Genomic DNA, 19,655 nt, shown 5'->3' with positions numbered 1-19,655 from the left:
GTGTTGTGTGGTTAGATTATTCAGTAGAAAATATGTCAACTTGGTGAACATCGACACGAAAGTGGTGATAATCGACACGAGAGTAGTAGATATTCGACATGGAAGTGGTAGATAATCGACACCAGACCGGTAGATAATCGACACCAAAGTGGTAGAAAACAAAATCACTCGTTCAGAAAACCCTTGTAAGAAGTGAAATCCTACCAAAAAACGACAGTTCAAATAACATTCAAACTCCTATCGCATAAATTTTGATAAAATATACCTAGGAGGTGACCTTAGTTGATTAATCGAGAGCATCCTCTCCACATTCAACAAGAGGAAGCAGTGTTAGAGCGTATTCATGAAAGTCATAGTAGTAGAGAAACTGTGGCAAATGATATTAGTGCTGGTTTATCAGGAGATTATGGAGAGAAGCAAACGAACTATTATTTTAAACAGAGTCAGTTGCAGGAAAGCTACACTTACGGAAGACTTCGCTTATGGCACGAGGACTATTTCCAAATAGATAAGTTGGTGGCGTCTAGAAACGTATTAATACCAGTAGAAGTGAAGAACATGTCAGATGAATTAATCTTCACATCGAACGGACAGTTTATTCAAAAGAAACAAGGGGTAGAAATAAAATATCAGAATCCACTTTCACAAGTCAGTATTCAAAGAACCCACCTCGAACGTTGGCTTCGTGCACACTCGATTCATACCCTACCTGTGGAGCACCTCGTTGTATTTACTCATAAGACATCTATCATTAGAAACCCTACAAATGACCAGCAAGTAGCTGAGAGAGTACTTACTGTTGAAAATCTCCCTTCTAAAATCAATCAAATACTTCGAAGTCACTCTAGTCCTGTCATTTCTCAACATCAATTCGAGACACTAAATCAATTATTTATTACTAAGCATGAGCCATTTAAGATTGATATTTTCAAGAAATACCCGGCCGTTTCACGAGATGATATACAAAAGGGCGTCATATGTCCTAGGTGCGCAAAAATTAATATGCATTTAATAAGAGATAAATGGTATTGTCCTGCGTGCGGGCACAAAGACACAAATTGTCACCAAGAAGCACTCTACTCTCATTTTTTACTTTATGGAGGAGCGATTACAAATCAACAAGCGTCAGAGTTTTTACTTTGTAACGATAGGCAAACAAATCGAATTCTCTCTTCACCTTCGTCTGGTCTGCATAGAATAGGGGCGCGGAGAGGCACAAAGTATTTTATGCCTATAGATCAACGGCCAGACATTTTCTTTATAAAATAAACGTATGTCAGTATGAATTTAGTATCACTTCGTACCCTATTGCCCAATCACTAGAACTAACTAGCGATTTCCTGACCACCCAACCGCTAAGGGACAAATCATCGAGTACTCCAACAACTAGCCGCTAATCTCACACATAATATTAATTTTTAGCGAAAGACAGACATTGGTCAATCCTACCATTCTATTCATTTTCCCCATTATGGTAAAATAATAGATAGGAGGTTGAGCCGAGTATGAACTTTAAAAAACTGATTCCTTTAACAACGTTAGCAGCTGCAGCGTGGTTAGGCATAACCGCGACACAAGCAGATGCCCATTTCATAGATGAAACCGCAATAAAAGCAAAAACAGAAACGCAAGCAAGCTATCATTACGAAAGACCGAGATTACTAGAAGAAGATGGCTTTACGTATGAGGATTACTATCCCATTGTGGCGCAATACCAAGGTAAAGTACTTATAGAAAGTCGTTCAACCAAATGGGACACGCAAGACAAGCTCAAAGCTCTCGAAACAGAACTTTTAAAAAATAAGCATGGTGAAGAGCTAAAGCTTCTCGGCAAGATTACGATATATCCAGATTATCCTGAAGGTGACGGGACGCTTGGTCAATATTTTGCCGAATACCAAATAACGAACGGCACTGAATACGATCTGCTTCCAAACCGTCGCATTGAGCTCTACGGTGGCGATGATTTTACCACACCGGAAGAGTTTGCAACAACGCTCGCACATGAGTACGGACATCACTTTACGTTTTATCACCTCCTAGAGGGTGAATCGAAGACGCCGCAGGATTGGTTAGATTCAACCTACGCGAAGCAAAGAGATTTAGATGAACGTGCGCATTCCGATGGTAGCGGAGACTACGAGTGGATGGTACAGGAAGTGTTTGCTGAAGATTACGTGCAACTTTTCGGTTCCGAAACGGCATTAGAAAATCACGTGCAAATGAACCCACATATAGATACGCCATTTGATGACCTGGATATACAGGATTATTGGGTTGAAAGATTACCAAACTATGAAACAAAACAACCAATACCATTCTATATATCTAGCTATGAAAAAAGTAAGCAGGATCCAGCCTACTTTAATTTAGAATTTTATCTTTCTGAGTTAGAAGAGAACACTACAACATATATTCGTGGTCGTGATGGTAAGGGCGTTTACATGCCGGTACTTCTTGATGCTATTACACAACAGCAAACATATCAAAAATGGTTTAGGCACAGCATAGACAATTACTTATATTCGTGGCTACTTGATAGCTATGAGAACCCTACGACACACTTTCAAGCGATTCAACCAGCAACAACAGGTTTTAATAGAGGCTCTCAAACTATTAAAATCACGTATGCAAGCATTCAAGACAGTGTGACAACTGAGCAACAACTCAATCTTTTAAATCAACCAACGATGAAAGAAACGAAAGAGCTGCTGCACGCGGCAGCGTTAAAATACAACATCCCGCCAGAAATTATAAAAGCCCTTGCTTACGTAGAAACGGGTATGAAGCATTTTAATGAACAAGGGGAGCTGATTGTTTCTGAAGACGGTAGAATTGGTATGATGCAGGTGCCAGCTAGCACATTGACAGAGGCTGAGAGCAGAGCGATATCAATTGATAGCCAAATGCTAGCAACTGATATCAATTATAATATTGACATCGCAGCCAAGCTTCTTAATCTTAAATGGGAGTCAGGAACACTTCCAACGATTGCTAATCAGAACAAAAATACGATAGAACATTGGTACTTTGTGCTGATGAGCTACAACGGCTTAAGTAATGAGATTTTTAAAACAATTGAAACTCAGAATCTTATAGAATTATCTGATATACCAGAAGAGACGCTAATATATGACGAAAACAACAACTTAGTAAAAAAACAATACGACTGGTCAATTACAGGAACGCAATCATCACAAACGCTACAACGAGGTGACATGATATACACGGGTGCCAATGCGAAACTACGCAGCAATCCAGAAGGTACACAGCTCACTACGTTGCAAGCATATACACCTTTTAAAATTTTGGCAGGACCTTTTGAAAAAATATCAAAGCATTACGTTATGTATAAGGTGCAAGGTAACGGCTTAGAAGGGTATATTGCATCACCAAACGTTACAAAAGCAAATGTTTATTTTTTCCCAGATATTAAAAGCAATGAGTTAGCAGCAGCGGTCAATTATCTTGCGATGAATAAGCTTGTGACGGGCTATGATGACGGTACTTTCAAGCCGTATGACAGGCTCCTAAGACGTCACGCTGCTAAGCTACTTGTTAACGAGCTTGGACTTTCCCTGCCAGCTGGTTATAAACCTAAAGCAACAGATATCAAACCGGGAGAGTTAAATTACAATGAAATGATCATTGCTGAAGCGCATGGCTTAATGGGGCAAGGAAGTGGCTTAAGACCAAACGAGCATCTCACAAGAGCGCAAATGGCTGCCATCCTAGTACGAGCGTATAACGAACATTATTTTGCACCAACAACGAACAAAAAATTTACAGACCAACATCAATTTTGGAATTACAAGGACATTAATACGCTTGCTTACAACAATATTACTGTTGTAAATGAGTTTAAACCGAACGATTATGTGACACGCGGACAATTTGCGTTATTCTTGACACGCTCATTATTGCTTCGAGATATGCTACAATAAAAGGACACAGCAAAAGGAGAAAGCAGATGAAAAAGTTTTTTCGATATATACTAACATTCATAATACTAGCTGTTGTCCTAATCGTAGTCTTTCGTGATCCTTTACTTCAAGAAATGAAGCAATACTTGTACGTTGAAGAACCGTCACCGATTCCAGCTAGTGACGCTATTATCGTGTTAGGATCAGACGTACGAGGTGAGCGAACGATTAAGGCCGCTGAGCTATTTCGTGAAGGGCTTGGGAGTGTAGTCATTTTATCAGATGGTGGTGCAGCATCGTGGCGGTACAAAACAGTCGATGAAATGTACGCATTGGCTGTAAAAGAAGGCATACCAACACCAGCGATTATAAAAGAAGATCAAGCATCGAGTACGAAGGAAAATGCAATGTTTACAAAGCGTATTCTTGAGGAAAGTGACTTTAAATCAGCGATAGTCATCTCGACAGATTGGCATATGCGCCGCGTCAAGCAAACGTTTGATAAAGCTTTTGTAGGCACAGGCATAGAACTAACCTATGTAGGAGCAACAGACACTCGCTTTTTAGAAAAAGAAAAGTGGTGGGAGGATCCAGAATTACAGCAGACAGTATTAACGGAATGGTCTAAGTTAATTGTGTATTGGTGGAAATAAGTAACGCCCCAGTATAATACGAACAGAAAAAAAGCGGTTCCCGAGGCGGGAGCCGCTTTTATTGATTAAGAGCGCGATATAAAAAGACAGCAAATTGAGCACGCGTTACAGGCTCGTCCGGACGAAATGTACCGTCATCATATCCTGTAGTGATGCCAGAGCTTGCAAGTGCCTGAACGTCATTATAATAAGGAAGAGATGTGTCAATATCTGTAAACGTTATCAAATTATCCGACACCTTTAAGTTAAATGCCTTTACGAACCAAGTTGCTAACTCAGCACGAGTTAACGCTTTAGCAGGGCGAAATTCAGTTTCTTCTATAATAATGTCTTCCTCTAAAAGAGCATTAATGGCTCCAACAGCCCAGTGATAACGAGATACATCTTCATAATTCTCCGAACGATCAGACAAACTAAGTTTGAGTGCTTGTGCCATATAAGCTGCTGCTTCGTCACGAGCAATATTATCATTCGGTAAAAATTGTCCTTCTTCAAAACCGATGAATAGTTTATCTTCAGCAAGGGCTGTTATTTCTTCATACGCCCAATGTTCATCCGTAATATCAGAAAAGGAATTTGCTTCTTCGCTTAAATCTAATACACGACGTGCTCCTATGTAACGGCTCTTCCAGTAATATGGGTCGTTTAAGCTTGAGGTAGAGACACCGACAGATGAAGAAGAGTGGATAAACTTATCGTTTCCGATATATATTCCAGCATGAGATACACCATTTCCTGATGTATTAAAAAAAACAAGGTCCCCTACACGAAGGTTTTCTTTTTTAACAGCTTTCCCTTCGTTAAACATGTCACGTGATGTTCTTGGAAGCTCAACACCAATATATGTATACACTTCATTTATGTAACCTGAGCAATCAAAGCCTTTTGCTGATGTTCCCCCATACAAGTAAGGAACACCTATGTATTTTTTAGCGACAGGCAACAACCGATTATAGTTGTCATATGAATCTTTCGCAAAAGATTCAGTTGTTATAGAAAAAAATATGCAAAAAAGTGAAACCAAAATCAAACTCGTTCGTCTAATCATATGGAAGCAACATCCTCTCGGTTCTCATTTTACCTATTTTGCTAAGATTCTACATATGTTTGTAGTTTAACATAGAAATTTGGCGAGTAGTTTTACAGTTTCGTAACAAATTGACTACAAAATAGGTATATAATGAAAGAGTGTGACATATACTGAAAGGGTTGTGAGATTCATAGAGATGAAATTAATAATCTTCTATTTTGTAACACAATATTAATAAAAAATCTTTGTGAAAACTCTTGCAAATATTGCCACATCTTGTAGAATGGTATAAGAGAGACCCTACATATGTGAGTCTAGCGAAATTACATCTAATTTCCAATTGAATGTTAACAGACTCACATGTAATATAGTAATTGTAGAGCAGAGTTACGAAATACCAAATGAGAGCAGAGTGAAGGTTCTTACAATTTGTTACCATTTGAAAATGCGTTGACATTGTTTCTGCAAAAAACTATACTAGTAGTTGTAATTGTTTTACAAACCTAGTTTAAGAGACTTTAATCTCTCAATCTACGGTTAAATAATAATTTTGATTTATCTAAGGGAGGAAATAACTCAATGGCTTACCAACCAAAGTCGTACCGCAAATTTTTAGCTGGTTCTGTAACAGCTGCATTAGTAGCAACAGCTGTAGCTCCAGTAGCAGCTGCTGACCTTAACTTCACTGATGTTGAAGGTGTAGATGCTGAATTATTAGCAGCACTTAACGCATTAGTAGATCAAGGTGCTATCAACAACGCAGACAAATTTAACCCATGGGATGCTGCAAAACGCGGTCAATTCGCAAAAATGTTAGCAGCTTCTTTAGGACTTAGCCCAATCGAGTCTGAAACAACTTTCACAGACGTAGCGTCATTTGAAGATGCTGGATACTTATTCGCTCTTCAAGCTGCAGGCGTTGAAATCAGTGGTTACGAAAACGGAACACTATTCAAGCCTTTCAACGAATTATCTCGTGCAGCTGCAGCGAAATTAATCGTTCAAGCATTAGGTCTTGAAAACACTGGTGACGAAGTATCTTTCACAGACTTAGGTGCTGTAGATGCTGAAGACCGTGAATACATCCAAATCGCAGCTCAACATGGTATTTTCAATGATGCTGACAAATTCAATCCTTACCAACCACTTAAGCGTGCACAATTAGCATTAGTTCTTTACCGTGCACAACAAAACGGCTTAATCGGTCTTACAGTATCTGAAACTGTAGTTGTAGATGCTGACACATTAAGCGTAACTATGAGCAACGGTGAAGTTTACGATGTTGAACTTGCTGAAGCATTAGAAGCTAACGTTGAAACTGAAGTTACTTTCGAAATCGAAGGTACTGAGTACACTGCAGTTGTAACTTATGTTGTAACTGAAGCAACTGTTACTGGTGTTGAAGCTCTTAACCTAATTCAATTAAACGTTGAACTTAGCACAGTTGCTGGTTTAGACGAAGATACATTAACAGATGAAGCTAAGTATGACCTATCTACTTCTGATGGTACTGATATCGAAGTTGATTCTGTTGAATTAAACGGAACTACATTAACGCTTACTCTTGTTGATAATGTAGATAACCAAGATACAGCTACATTAACTATCAACAAAGACGTACTTGGTACTGATGAAGATCTTGAAATCGAAGATATTGAGTTCTTTGATGCAGTAGTACCAGTTGCTGAGTCAATTGAATTAGTTGGTCCTAACAAATTCAAAGTTTACTTCAGCGAGCCTGTACAAGATCTAAACACTAACACAGTAGAAGTTGAAAACGGCATCTACGGTGTAAGCTCAATCACTGTTGACGGTAACGTTGCTACAGTAGAATTAAGCGCTGATTCTTTAAAAGAAGGCGAATATGAAATCAAAGTTTCAGATTTCAAAGATTACGCTGAATTTAAAGCATTAACAAAAACTTTCACTTTAGATTACGTGAAGGATACTGCAGCTCCAGTTGCTGAAATTACAAAAGCAACTCAAACTGAAGTTAAAATCAAATTCAACAAGCCTGTAGTTCTTGATGAAGAGAACCTAGAAGATTACTTCTATCACACATATAGCGCATACACTCCTGATTCAGTTGAAACTGATGACAATCAAGAGTTCACTTTAACATTCGACACTAACCCACTTGGTGAAGGTACTGTTAAAGTTGTAGTTGACTACAATGCTAACGATGTAGAAATCGAAGATGAGTGGGGCAACGAAATGGCTGGTAATGCAGAGTTCTTCGTAGACATTACAGCTGACAAAACTGCTCCAGAAGTATCAAAAATCACTGTTGAAGATGAAAAAGAAATCAAAGTTTACTTCTCTGAAGAAGTTGTAGATGTAGACGAAGATAACTTCAAATTCTTCGATGCTGATGGTGAAGAGCTTGATCAATCATTCACTGTAAGTGATGTTGACCAAGATGATGATGATCAGTATTTCGTAACAATCAACTTCTCTGGTGACGACCTAAATGGTGACTACACTGTTGAAGTTAAGGATATCGAAGATGCTGCTCTTGAGCCAAATGAAATGAAAACTGTAACTATGTCATTCTCAGTAGAAGATTCAACTGGTATTGACTTAACTGAAGTTGAAGCAGTTGGTGTTGATGGAGATAGCGCAGACTATATCTATGTAACATTCCCTGAAAAAATGGCTACTGACGGTCAATATTCAGTATTAGAAAAATCTAACTACCTAGTTAACGGTGAAACTTTAGGCGATAGCGATAAGATCGAAGTATTCAAAGAAAGCAACAAAGTTAAGATTACACTTGCTGACGAAGATGATTTCGATTTCTCTGAAGAAAAATCAGAATTCTTATCAATCGCTCGTGTAGCTGACTTAGCTGGTAACAAGTCTACTATGTTATCTACTAAAGTTGATGTAACTCCAGATGTATCTCCAGCTATCACAGCTGTTGAACAAGTGGATTACAAAACTATCAAGATCACTCTTGATAAGCCATTAAAAACTGTAGTTGCAAGTGGTTTTGAAGTAACTAACGGTGAGGCAACAGCTACTTTAGCTGCAGTATCTTGGGAAATCAATGATGACAACGAAACAGTTGTAACTGGTACACTTAAATCAACTACTCAAGTATCTGAAGACAACACAGCGGATCTTATTGATTCAGTAAGAATCGTTGCTGATAAGTTAGAATCAGAAACTGGACGCACAGTTGAAACTGGTACATTCTCTGATATCGATGATGCTTATGCTCCTGAATTCTCAGAAGCTACTCGTACCGAAGACGGTAATGTATCAGAAATCGAATTAACATTCACTGAAGTTGTAACTGCTGGAGGCCCTGCTTCTACAGCTCTAGCTTCTTCTTACTTCACAGTTGTTGATGAGTCTGGTGACGAGTTAACATTAGTATTAAGCATGGATGACCTTGACGAAGAAGATGAGTTCTTCGTACAGTTCAATGGTGACGAAACTGTTACTGTATACGTATACGGTAAAGGTGAAGAAGATCTTGACATTGAACTTGTTGAGAACAAATACTTCAAAGATGCTGCTGGTAACAAAGTTGCTAAATTTGAAGAAACAGTTGACGTTGTTGACGCTGACTAATAATACAACAAAGGACCTTGGGATTCTCCCAAGGTTCTTTTTTTGAAAAAAAACTATTATGGCTATCCTGGTATACAGTTGTATTTAATATAGCTTAATGTGGTTTGATATTATGAATAAACAAACTATTTGAGAATATCTCAATGTGTTGTATAGAGGTGTATCTGTATCTTACCCCCTAATAATATACTTCATAGAAATAGTCTAAAGGAAATAGTAGTCCATCTATGTTCTTCTTAAAATTCCACTCATAACATAAAAGATTAACCAATCTAAAAATGTAAAAGTTTGTTATTTTTGCATTATATGAATTATTTAACATTGAACTAAATATGAGTTGTGCTAGAATTTATATGTATAGATTTATAGATAAATGGAGGATGTTATTAAAAATGAAATATCTTAAAAATATATGGGTGATCTTACTCATTCTACTTGTAGTTGCTGGATGTGGAAAAAAAACTGAGAATGTAGCAGAAGTAACAAATAACAAGGAGCAGTATGAAGGAATTGTTGTTCTGGGGAAAAAGCTAGAGGATACTACATTACAAGCAGGAAATGTCTTTAATTTAGGTGAATCAGTTCATTTCCTAGTAAAAATGGAAAACCCTATTGGTAATAGTGAAGTTGAAATAGTTTTAGAAAAATTAAATGAAACAGAAAAGCAATGGGTACAGCTATCAAAAGGTAAATTAGAGGTTGATAAAACGTGGACAGAATTCATGAATGGATTATCAAGCAATGTATTTGAACAAGCTGGCGCAGGTTCTTATCAAATAAAGATTTTAAAAAGTGGGGAAGAAGCTGCACTAGGTCAGTTTATTGTAAATGAGTAGAATCATTAGAATGTGCTTGTAAGGAGAAAATCAATGGTAAATAAGATTAAAAACTTAATGTTTATAGTAGTTTCCATTATATTCGTTGCCTCACCATACTCAAAAGGTTTGTTTTTTGACACTGATTTTAATCGTTGGGCAGTTGTAATTCTAGTTCTTTCGGCTATATCATTTCTATTCATTAATCAGCTGGAACTAAAGTACCTATTTATTTTCACCTGGCCAGCACTGTTTATCATATCCATTCCAACTGCTCTATCACTCAATAGTACGATTATAGAAATCATTCGTTGGACAACCTATGCCACCTTCTTGATTTTATTAGTAGAGGGGAAGAAGAATTTAAATTTTCGTAAACTCAGCCCTATCATTTTCTATCTCACTGGTTCATGGATAGCTTTACTTGGCTTCTTAACTAAATGGGGTATGACTACATTCAAAGATAGCTTTGTTTATGCTGAAAATCGTATGGCGAGTGTGCTGCAATACCCTAATACATTTGCGGCTTTAATAGCAGCATTTATCTTATTTGGACTAATTTACTTAACAAAACTAAAAATGAATCGGAAAGAAATTCTGTTTTATTCATTTCCAATTATTCTTTTTATTAATGCCCTGCTAGCATCTGGTTCTCGAGGTGTGCTAGTAATCTTTCCTATCATATGGTTTATAGGTTTAGTAAGTATAGCTAATGCTAGAAAACAAATTGATTATATCGCATTTTCTGCATCAGCTGTTCTGATTGGCGGAATTGTATTTAGCACCATGCAATTTACTGACATTGGTGTTCCTTATATTAAGGAGATTTTGTATGTAATACTAGGTACATTGGTATATACTTCACTTACCAGTGGATACAAGGAATATTTAAATAGAGTAAAGCTATCTATAATTGAAAAGTACAACCGTAGAATTAGTATTTTAATTCCTACTGCCATAGTTGTTGCGGGCGTACTACTAGTCTTTGACCTATTCTATAAAGGCTTAATCTTTAAGTTACTTCCTCAAAACTTGCAGGAGCGGATAGCTACAATTAACTTCTCAGCTGCTAGTGTCCAAGGAAGACAAGCGTTTTATGATACGGCTTTTAGTATCTTGAAGGAGTCACCATTATTCGGATTTGGTGGAGGGACATGGAGATATTCCTTCACAAAGTTTCAGGAAGTACCATTCTGGTCTACTAATGTGCATAACTTTTATTTAGGGAAATTGATTGACCTTGGATTGTTTGGTGGAACTATATTCTTAGGTGTCTTCGTCTTCTTACTGTATTTAGCTATTCGACAAATATGGATACAAAAGCAAGAAGAACCAACAGTTAAAATTGCAGCCCTTATGAGTATTCTGATGATTCTCTCTCATAGTGCTATGGACTTTAATATGTCGTATGGTACAACGGTTCTTACAGTTATGTGGTTATTTGCAATCATTTTAGAACCTAATATACAAAAATCAACTAATAAGAGTAGAAAACAAGTATTAATTACAAAAACTGTAGGTATTGCAACAGTCTTAACAGTATTAATTATTAATATTGGTTATATGACTGCGGAAAATATGTTAAAAAATCAAAGTAACAGAGATTCAATAGTAGAAACGGAATCTACGTATACTAAAGCAATGAAGTATAATCCATTCAACACGGACTATATAGTAGAACTTGTTGAAATGTATGCAAACGCATATACCAAAACACAAGATCAAGAAATAAAAGCAAACATAAAAACATTAGTAGAAAAAGGGCGTGAATTAGAGCCGCAAAATGCTGAAATGTTATTTAAGTTTGCAAATGCTGCTGAAAAAATCAATGATAAACAATTATCAGTAGAGCTTCTTGAAGACACAATTAAAAATGATAAATATAGAGTTTCTGCTTATTATGCACTTATAGGTTTATACTCCGAAATGGCTCTACAAGCTGCTACAAATGATGATATGGAAAGTAAAAACCTGTATGCAGAAAAAGCAGCTGATTATTATAGTGCTTACATGGATATTTATAACACATTTGGCAATGTTGAAATTGCTGATAAACGCAACTTAAATATAAATGAAAAAGCACACTATTTCGCAGGACAGGCTAATTTCCTGTTAAACGATTTCCAAACAGCAATTGAGGCTTTCAATCGAACTGGTTCAGCAGTTCAAAATAGTAGTGAACTCTTAGTTAGACAAACAGCTATGTTATGTCTAGCATACGCTAATACCGATCCAACAAAAGCAAAGGAAATCTTTGCTGAAGGCCGTGAACTTACTGATAACTTTAACAATTACGTGAACGGTTTTCAAAAGCTCATAAATGACAATTAGAAAAGTAGATTCTGTTTAATAATTTTCAGGGGAAGAGTACGTAGCTTTCCCTTTTTACATTTCCCGTATATTGGATGAGTTGGTTAACTCTTTACAAATTCCTACAAAACACTCATTAGTTCTACATTTTATGCTATATTTAATAAAGAGAAATAGGTCGAACAACAAAGAAGGACAAATAAAATTGATAGTAAAGTTGTTATGGAGGTAGTTAATATGAAAATAGCAATTGCCGGTACTGGTTATGTAGGTTTGGTAACAGGCGTATGCTTGTCAGATATAGGTCATGTTGTTACTTGTGTCGATATTGATGAGAAAAAAGTGGACTTAATGAAAAAAGGTGTCTCTCCTATCTATGAACCTGGTCTAGATGAATTGATGAGAAAAAACATTGAGGCAGAAAGACTATTTTTTACAACAAACTCTCGTGAAGCATATAAAAATGCAGATGTGATCTATATTGCTGTTGGAACCCCAGAACAAGAAGATGGGTCAGCAAACCTAAGCTTTGTAGAAGCTGTAGTGCATGATATTAGTCACTCTATTGAAAGAGATACTATTGTGGTAACAAAGAGTACAGTTCCAGTTGGAACAAATGACTGGATTAAAGGTCTTTTATATAAAGAATTACCTGAAAATCTAAATGTAGCGATTGTGTCCAATCCTGAGTTTTTGCGTGAAGGTTCAGCTATATATGATGCTTTTAATGGAGACCGCATAGTTATTGGTACAGATTGTGAAGAGGCGGCTAGTGTTGTCGAAGAAATTAATAAACCATATGGAATCCCAATTATTAAGACGGACATTCGTAGTGCTGAAATGATAAAGTATGCCTCGAATGCATTCCTTGCAACAAAAATTAGTTTTATTAATGAAATTGCGAATATCTGTGAAAAGGTCAATGCTAATATTGAAGATGTAGCAGTCGGGATTGGAACTGACAATCGCATTGGAACCCAATTTCTAAAGGCCGGTATAGGCTACGGAGGTTCTTGTTTTCCAAAAGATACAAAGGCTTTGGTGCAGATAGCAGGAAATGTAGAGCACAATTTTGAGTTATTAAACTCAGTTATTGAAGTCAATAATAAACAGCAAGCAATGCTTGTACAAAAAGCAAAGCAACATTTGGGTACTCTTTCGGGAAAGAGAATTTCAATCTTAGGCTTGGCTTTCAAACCAAATACAGATGATATTAGAGAGGCTGCATCACTCGTAATTGCTAAAGAATTAGTTAATGAGGGAGCTAGTGTTATTGCTTATGATCCAATTGCTATCGAAAACACTAAAAAAGAATTAGGCAACCTAATTGAGTATACAACATCAGTTGATTTAGCGATAAAAGATTGTGATGCGACTTTTATTGTGACTGAGTGGGAAGAGATTCAACAACTCCCGCTTGAGAAATATAAAGAGTTGATGAAACAACCAATATTGTTCGATGGAAGAAATTGTTATGACATTAAGGAAGCAAAAGAAAATTCTATTTCGTATATTTCTATTGGTAGAGAGGAAGTAGTATGTAAAGATATTACTTGTCTTCAAAAGAATTAAATAACGATGAAGCTATTAATTTCTATTGCTTGTGAAGGGTGACTACATTGATTTTAAAGCTTAAAGAACTATACAAATATAGGAATATGATTATAACCTATACACGTTCTGAAGTAAGAAATAGGTATAAAGGGTCAGTTTTAGGAATATTGTGGGCATTATTGAATCCCGTTTTTCTTTTAATCATATATGGTTTTGTCTTTTCATTTATAATGAGAATACAGATTGAAAATTATTTCCTATTCCTATTTACTGGTTTGTTACCATGGATTTATTTTAGAAGCTCTGTATTAGGAAGTGCAAATTCAATTCTTAGCAATGCTGGTCTAATTAAAAAGGTTTACTTTCCAAGAGAAATTCTTCCGATAAGTGTTAGCTTAAGTAATTTAGTTAATTATTTAATTGGATTAGTGGTCTTACTAGCTGCACTAATTATTTGGGGAAAAGGGTTTTCAATCTACATTTTATATTTGCCTGTTAATATTATAGTTCAGCTAATCCTAACAACAGGATTATCAATTTTCTTTGGAGCGATTACGGTTAATTTTAGAGATATGAGGCAAATTTTAGAAGTCGTAATGATGGGTATGTTTTATTACACACCTATCCTTTATTCAGTAGATATGATTCCAGAAAAATTTCTATGGTTAATGAATCTGAATCCTTTAAAACCAATTATTGAAACGTATCAGGACATTTTGTTTTTTCAAAATGCTCCTAACTTAAAAAATCTTGGATTAGTTTTCATAATATCATTAATAATAACTTATTTGTCATTTATAATTTTTAACAGATTAAATAAATCTTTTGCAGAGAAAATTTAAAGGCAGTGACTTTAATGCAACTAATTGAGGTAAAAGAACTTTCAAAAAGATTCATCCTTAATAATAATACAAATACACTTAAGGATTTGTTAGTTTATAGGAATAAGATAAAACGAAAAGAGTATTGGGCTCTTCAAAATGTGAATTTGTCCGTTAGTAAAGGGGAAGCCGTAGGTATAATAGGAAGAAATGGTTCTGGAAAAAGTACACTTCTAAAAATAATAACAAAAATATTATATCCTACTTCGGGTGAAGTAAATGTACATGGTCGTGTTTCTAGTCTGCTAGAGCTCGGAGCAGGTTTTAAGCCAGACTATACAGGTCTCGAAAATATTTACCTTAATGGTGCAATTCTTGGTCTATCTAAAAAACAAGTCGATGAAAAACTGAAATTTATAATAGAATTCTCAGAACTAGAGGAATTCATTGACCAGCCTGTGAGAAACTACTCTTCAGGTATGTACATGAGACTTGCGTATTCTATAGCTGTTAGTATTAAACCCGACATATTATTGATAGATGAAATATTGGCGGTGGGAGATAAGAAATTTAAAGAAAAAGGTTTAAATCATATACTCAGTTTAAAAGAGCAGGGGACGACAATTATTTTAGTATCGCATTCAGAAGATATGATAAAAAAAGTGTGTGATAGAGTAATATGGATGGACAAGGGTATGAAAAAAGCAGATGGACCTGTAGAGGAAGTCTTTTCAAAATATAATGCGTAATTACTTAAGTAGGAGGGAAGGTTTTGAATCGTTTTTGGGAAGTTATTATAAAACCAATCTTTGAAGCACATAATGTGAAAGATGTAGTTGAGGTAGGATCTCAATATGGGAAAAATACTAAACAACTACTTGAATATATTAGTGAAAAAGAAGGACAGCTTTTTTGTATTGATCCTGCTCCTTTATTTGATACAGTAGAGTTTGAGAAAGAATACTCAAACTTTAAGTTTTATAAAGAATTAAGCTTAAGTGCATTACCGCTCATTGAGAACTATGATGCTGTCTTAATTGATGGAGATCACAATTGGTACACTGTCTATAATGAACTAAAGATAATTGAAAAAAATTTCAATGGAAAAAATAAGTTCCCGTTAGTTCTTATTCACGATATTGGTTGGCCATACGGTAGAAGAGATTTATATTACAATCCAGAAAATATACCACTAGCATACCAACAACCATACAAAAAGTTAGGAATAACTACAGACTCATCCAGTTTGGTGGAAAATGGATTTAATAGTCACCTTAATAACGCAATCTATGAGAACAACCCTCAAAACGGAGTATTAACAGCTGTTGAAGATTTCATTAATGAATCTGAACTAAATTTAAAGCTGTTGAAAATAGAAGGTCTACATGGGCTTGGAGTGATAATAAATTCAGGCGAAGAGCAAGTTGCTAAACTATTCACTGCTGAAAAACTCATTGAAGTCGTAGAAAAAGAACGAATAACTTTAATGATTGAGAATAATAGACTAAAAAATGAAATTAATTCTGTTAATGAAAAAATGACGGAATTGAAGGGTACACTAATAGATGAACTCGATAAGAACCAGACTTTAATTGATAATAATGCAAGGTTGAGAAGAGAGTTATCTTCAATAAATAACCAGTTACAAGAATTAAATGATGAATTTAAAGAAAAAGAAGAAGAATTAAAAAATACTCAAGAGAAATTAGATAACAACAAAGAGATTAAAGATATTTTACAGAACACCATAGATAATTCTATTGGTGAACTAAAAACGATGTTCGAAGAAACGGCCGTGGTGTCTGAGAAATTATATTCAAAAGAGAATGAGATATATATCTTAGAAGAAAAATTAAATGAATTTCAAACGGAAAAAAACAAACTTTCTAAACAAATACAAGAGTTAAAAGGTCAGGCTAAAAATAATCTAATAAGAGCACAGCATGCAGAAATTGCGGCAAACACGCATTTAAACTCAGTTCGATATCAATTAGGAGATATTGTTATAAGTGCATTAAGACCTTCGAAAGATACTTTAAAAGCTCCTTTAAAGTTGATTCAATTAGTGAAGCTGGGTCTCAAAAAACGTAATAATAGAAAAAAAAATAATGAAACTTTAAGGGAAACAAAGAATACTGCAGTTAAGCCTAATAATTTAACTAAAAGTAGACAAATACCGAAAATTAATGCTGAAGAAGTATATAAAGAGATTATAAAAAAGCATAAACAACAAATTGATGTGAAAGTACCAGAAACTTGTCCATTGGTTTCCTTAATTGTATTAAACCGTAACGGTGCAGAACATTTAAGAAGATTGTTTACTTCAATTTTGGAGAATACCATCTATCCGAATTTTGAGATTATCATTTTTGATAATAACTCAAATGATAATAGTTTCGAAGTAATCAATGAGTTCACGCCCAAAGTAACAATTAAACTCATTAAGAATAATTATAATGCTTCATTTTCAGAAGCCAATAATAAAGCAGTAAATGAAGCAAAAGGTGAGTACATTTTATTATTAAATAATGATGTAGAGCCACTTTGGGGTTGGTTAACGGAAATGGTAAATACAATTCAAACAACACCAGGCGTTGGAACAGTTGGATCAAAATTAATATATTCTAAACAGAATAAAAATAGTATTAACAAAGTAAACGAGTTGAAGGTTCAACACACAGGTATTGCTTTCAAAAACACGGTGGATTTTATACAACCGTATAATACTGGTAATGGGTTAGACCCATTTGCTGCTGAAGTCAATCAGAAAAGAGAGCGTGCAGCTGTAACTGCAGCTTGTTTATTAGTAAAGAAAGATTTGTATTTAGAATTAGAAGGTTTAGATGAAGGATACGTCTATGGATACGAAGATGTGGACTTCGGCCTAAAGGTTATAAAAAAAGGGCTTAAAAACATCTACTGTCCAACTTCTGTTCTTTTTCATCATGAATTTGGAACTCAAGAGAAAGACTTGAAAAAAGAAATTCGAGATAGGCGGCTAAAGAATAGAAATCTGCTAAAAAATAAGTGGTTTTATTGGTTGAAAAGACAAATTCTAAACGAAAAATTAAATAATAAAATGATTATAACTGAACAACCATTGAAGATTGCACTAGCAGTGACAGAAGTAGGACCTAATGTGACAGCTGGTGATTACTTTACAGCATTAGAACTAGGAGAGTCTCTCAAGAAGCTAGGCTATTCAGTATATTTTGTTTCTAGGAGAGGAGAGAAAAGTTGGTATACCTTAGAGGAAGATACTGATATATTGATTTCCCTTCTAGAGGCCTATAACCCTATGAAAATTATCAATGCCCCGCACAACTTGGTTAAAATTGCTTGGATGAGAAATTGGTTTGAGCGTTGGATAGAATCACCGGGCTTTGAGAAATATGATGTTTTATTTGCATCGAGTAGCTATGCCAGTGAGCTTGTTAGTAAAAAGATAAATAAACAAGTGTATGTTTTACCTATTGCTACTAATCCCGAACGCTTTAAAAATGGTACTAAAAATGACTTACTATCGTGCGATTATTGTTTTACTGGTAGTTACTGGAATGATCCAAGGGAGATTATTCAACTATTAAATCCTGAAAAAATACCATATGACTTTAAAATTTTCGGGAAAAATTGGGACAAAATTAAAAAGTTCCAACCATATGATCAAGGTTTCTTAAGTTATAAGCAAATTCCGGATCTTTATAAGTCAACTAAGTTAGTAATTGATGATGCCAATCGAGTGACGAAACCATATGGTTCTGTAAATAGTAGGGTATTTGATGCTTTAGCAAGTGGTACTCTGGTAATAACAAATGGAAAACTTGGTGCTGAGGAAACTTTTAAGGGGATACTTCCGACATTTGAAACAAAAGAAGAACTAGAAAATCTGTTGTTGACTTATCTCAATAACGAAAATAAAAGAAATAAGTTGGTCAAAAAATTGCAGGAAGTTGTGCTAACAAATCACACTTATGACAATCGTGCTAAAACGATTCGGGAAATTCTATTAGGTCACCAAGACAAGCTTAAAGTTGCAATAAAAGTTCCTGCTCCTAAATGGGAGGTTGCCCATGAGTGGGGAGATTACCATATGGCCTTAGGATTGAAGAAACAGTTTGAGAAAAAGGGGCATGAAGTAATTATTCAAATGTTACCGGAGTGGGACAATGATAAAGACTTATCATGTGATACGGTTATTGTTTTAAGAGGATTAAGTAGATATAAGCCTAAAAGTCATCATATTAATATTATGTGGAATATATCGCATCCGGATAAGGTTTCTATTGAAGAGTATAATGAATACGATCATGTTTTTATTTCATCCTTTGAATGGGCAAAAATTATTGCAGGAAAAGCAGATGTCCCTGTTACTCCAATGCTTCAATGTACAGACCCTAAGCTATTTCGTAGACCTACAGAAGATGAGGCTAAGAAATATCAACTCTTATTTGTAGGGAATTCACGTAAGATTTATAGAAAAATTATTAAAGACTTGTTACCTACAGATAGAGAGTTAGCTGTTTTTGGAACATTATGGGAGAATATCATCGATCGTAAGTATATTAAAGGGAAACACATTCTTAATACAGATCTATATAAATACTATGGCTCGTGTGATATTTTACTAAATGATCACTGGGATGATATGAGACAAAAGGGCTTTATTTCAAATCGGATATTTGATGGTTTAGCATCCGAGGCTTTTATTATCACAGATAAAGTCGAGGGAATTGAGGATATGTTTGGAGATGCAATAGTAACATATGAAACAAAAGAAGAACTTCGTGATTTAATTGAATATTATATTGAAAATCCAGAAGAACGAAAGATCAAAGCCAAAAGAGGTTCAGATATTGTGAGAAGATCTCATACTTATGAGAATAGAGTTAGTACCTTTATAGATACAATTGAAATGTTAATCAGAAAGAATTAATATCTAAAATCTTTCTTAAGCAATAAAGGTATGACGA

Annotated in this window: 11 protein-coding genes; 10 read left to right on the top strand and 1 reads right to left on the bottom strand. The window is 35.2% G+C overall.

Translation table 11 applies throughout. From position 1 onward, the window contains the following. Positions 1-282 precede the first annotated feature (282 nt). The 3 genes from EJF36_RS18405 to EJF36_RS18395 all read left to right on the top strand — a co-directional run bounded on the left by EJF36_RS18405 (position 283) and on the right by EJF36_RS18395 (position 4,576). Complete coding sequence (locus EJF36_RS18405) at positions 283-1,269, top strand: nuclease-related domain-containing protein (protein ID WP_125907692.1); 987 nt, start codon at positions 283-285, stop codon at positions 1,267-1,269. A gap of 236 nt (positions 1,270-1,505) precedes the next feature. After that, a complete protein-coding gene (locus tag EJF36_RS18400; protein WP_125907691.1) occupies positions 1,506-3,944 on the top strand; it encodes an S-layer homology domain-containing protein in 2,439 nt (812 codons plus the stop codon). Between the two features lie 26 nt (positions 3,945-3,970). Beyond that, entirely contained in the window at positions 3,971-4,576 is a 606-nt protein-coding gene (locus tag EJF36_RS18395; RefSeq protein WP_125907690.1) for a YdcF family protein, read from the top strand. 58 nt (positions 4,577-4,634) lie between these two features. Here EJF36_RS18395 and EJF36_RS18390 read toward each other — a convergent pair whose 3' ends face one another. Then, positions 4,635-5,624 (bottom strand): C40 family peptidase, encoded by a 990-nt coding sequence (locus EJF36_RS18390; RefSeq protein ID WP_125907689.1) that lies wholly within the window; start codon positions 5,622-5,624, stop codon positions 4,635-4,637. A gap of 561 nt (positions 5,625-6,185) precedes the next feature. Between EJF36_RS18390 and EJF36_RS18385 the strand changes: the two genes are divergently transcribed. The 7 genes from EJF36_RS18385 (at position 6,186) to EJF36_RS18355 (ending at position 19,618) form a co-directional block, all read left to right on the top strand. Beyond that, complete coding sequence (locus EJF36_RS18385) at positions 6,186-9,185, top strand: S-layer homology domain-containing protein (protein ID WP_125907688.1); 3,000 nt, start codon at positions 6,186-6,188, stop codon at positions 9,183-9,185. A 392-nt stretch (positions 9,186-9,577) separates the two neighbouring features. Next, on the top strand, positions 9,578-10,021 hold the full coding sequence (locus tag EJF36_RS18380; RefSeq protein ID WP_125907687.1) for a hypothetical protein: 444 nt from the start codon (positions 9,578-9,580) through the stop codon (positions 10,019-10,021). 33 nt (positions 10,022-10,054) lie between these two features. Further along, positions 10,055-12,331 carry an O-antigen ligase family protein gene (locus tag EJF36_RS18375; protein ID WP_125907686.1) on the top strand — a complete coding sequence of 759 codons (2,277 nt, stop codon included), beginning with the start codon at positions 10,055-10,057 and terminating at the stop codon, positions 12,329-12,331. A gap of 216 nt (positions 12,332-12,547) precedes the next feature. Beyond that, positions 12,548-13,882: a UDP-glucose dehydrogenase family protein gene (locus tag EJF36_RS18370; RefSeq protein ID WP_125907685.1), complete on the top strand. Its 1,335-nt coding sequence runs from the start codon at positions 12,548-12,550 to the stop codon at positions 13,880-13,882. A gap of 47 nt (positions 13,883-13,929) precedes the next feature. Further along, positions 13,930-14,706, top strand: a complete 777-nt coding sequence (locus tag EJF36_RS18365) for an ABC transporter permease (protein WP_125907684.1) — start codon at positions 13,930-13,932, stop codon at positions 14,704-14,706. A gap of 14 nt (positions 14,707-14,720) precedes the next feature. Then, the gene (locus EJF36_RS18360) at positions 14,721-15,434 is read left to right on the top strand and encodes an ABC transporter ATP-binding protein (RefSeq protein ID WP_125907683.1); all 714 of its coding nucleotides are present in this window, start codon (positions 14,721-14,723) and stop codon (positions 15,432-15,434) included. A 23-nt stretch (positions 15,435-15,457) separates the two neighbouring features. After that, positions 15,458-19,618, top strand: coding sequence for a glycosyltransferase family protein (locus EJF36_RS18355; protein ID WP_125907682.1), 4,161 nt, complete (start codon positions 15,458-15,460; stop codon positions 19,616-19,618). The last annotated feature ends 37 nt before the right edge of the window (positions 19,619-19,655 follow it).

Origin of the sequence: Bacillus sp. HMF5848 (assembly GCF_003944835.1) — a bacterium.
GTDB lineage: Bacteria > Bacillota > Bacilli > Bacillales > HMF5848 > HMF5848.
Note: the sequence above shows the minus strand (reverse complement) of the source record. Positions and strands in the feature narration are given on the sequence as shown.

Excerpts from the sequence above, each read along its gene's own strand:
- EJF36_RS18400 (WP_125907691.1), top strand. The coding sequence starts at position 1,506 with ATGAACTTTAAAAAACTGATTCCTTTAACAACGTTAGCAGCTGCAGCG.
- EJF36_RS18395 (WP_125907690.1), top strand. The coding sequence starts at position 3,971 with ATGAAAAAGTTTTTTCGATATATACTAACATTCATAATACTAGCTGTT.
- EJF36_RS18390 (WP_125907689.1), bottom strand. The coding sequence starts at position 5,624 with ATGATTAGACGAACGAGTTTGATTTTGGTTTCACTTTTTTGCATATTT.
- EJF36_RS18385 (WP_125907688.1), top strand. The coding sequence starts at position 6,186 with ATGGCTTACCAACCAAAGTCGTACCGCAAATTTTTAGCTGGTTCTGTA.
- EJF36_RS18380 (WP_125907687.1), top strand. The coding sequence starts at position 9,578 with ATGAAATATCTTAAAAATATATGGGTGATCTTACTCATTCTACTTGTA.
- EJF36_RS18375 (WP_125907686.1), top strand. The coding sequence starts at position 10,055 with ATGGTAAATAAGATTAAAAACTTAATGTTTATAGTAGTTTCCATTATA.
- EJF36_RS18370 (WP_125907685.1), top strand. The coding sequence starts at position 12,548 with ATGAAAATAGCAATTGCCGGTACTGGTTATGTAGGTTTGGTAACAGGC.
- EJF36_RS18360 (WP_125907683.1), top strand. The coding sequence starts at position 14,721 with ATGCAACTAATTGAGGTAAAAGAACTTTCAAAAAGATTCATCCTTAAT.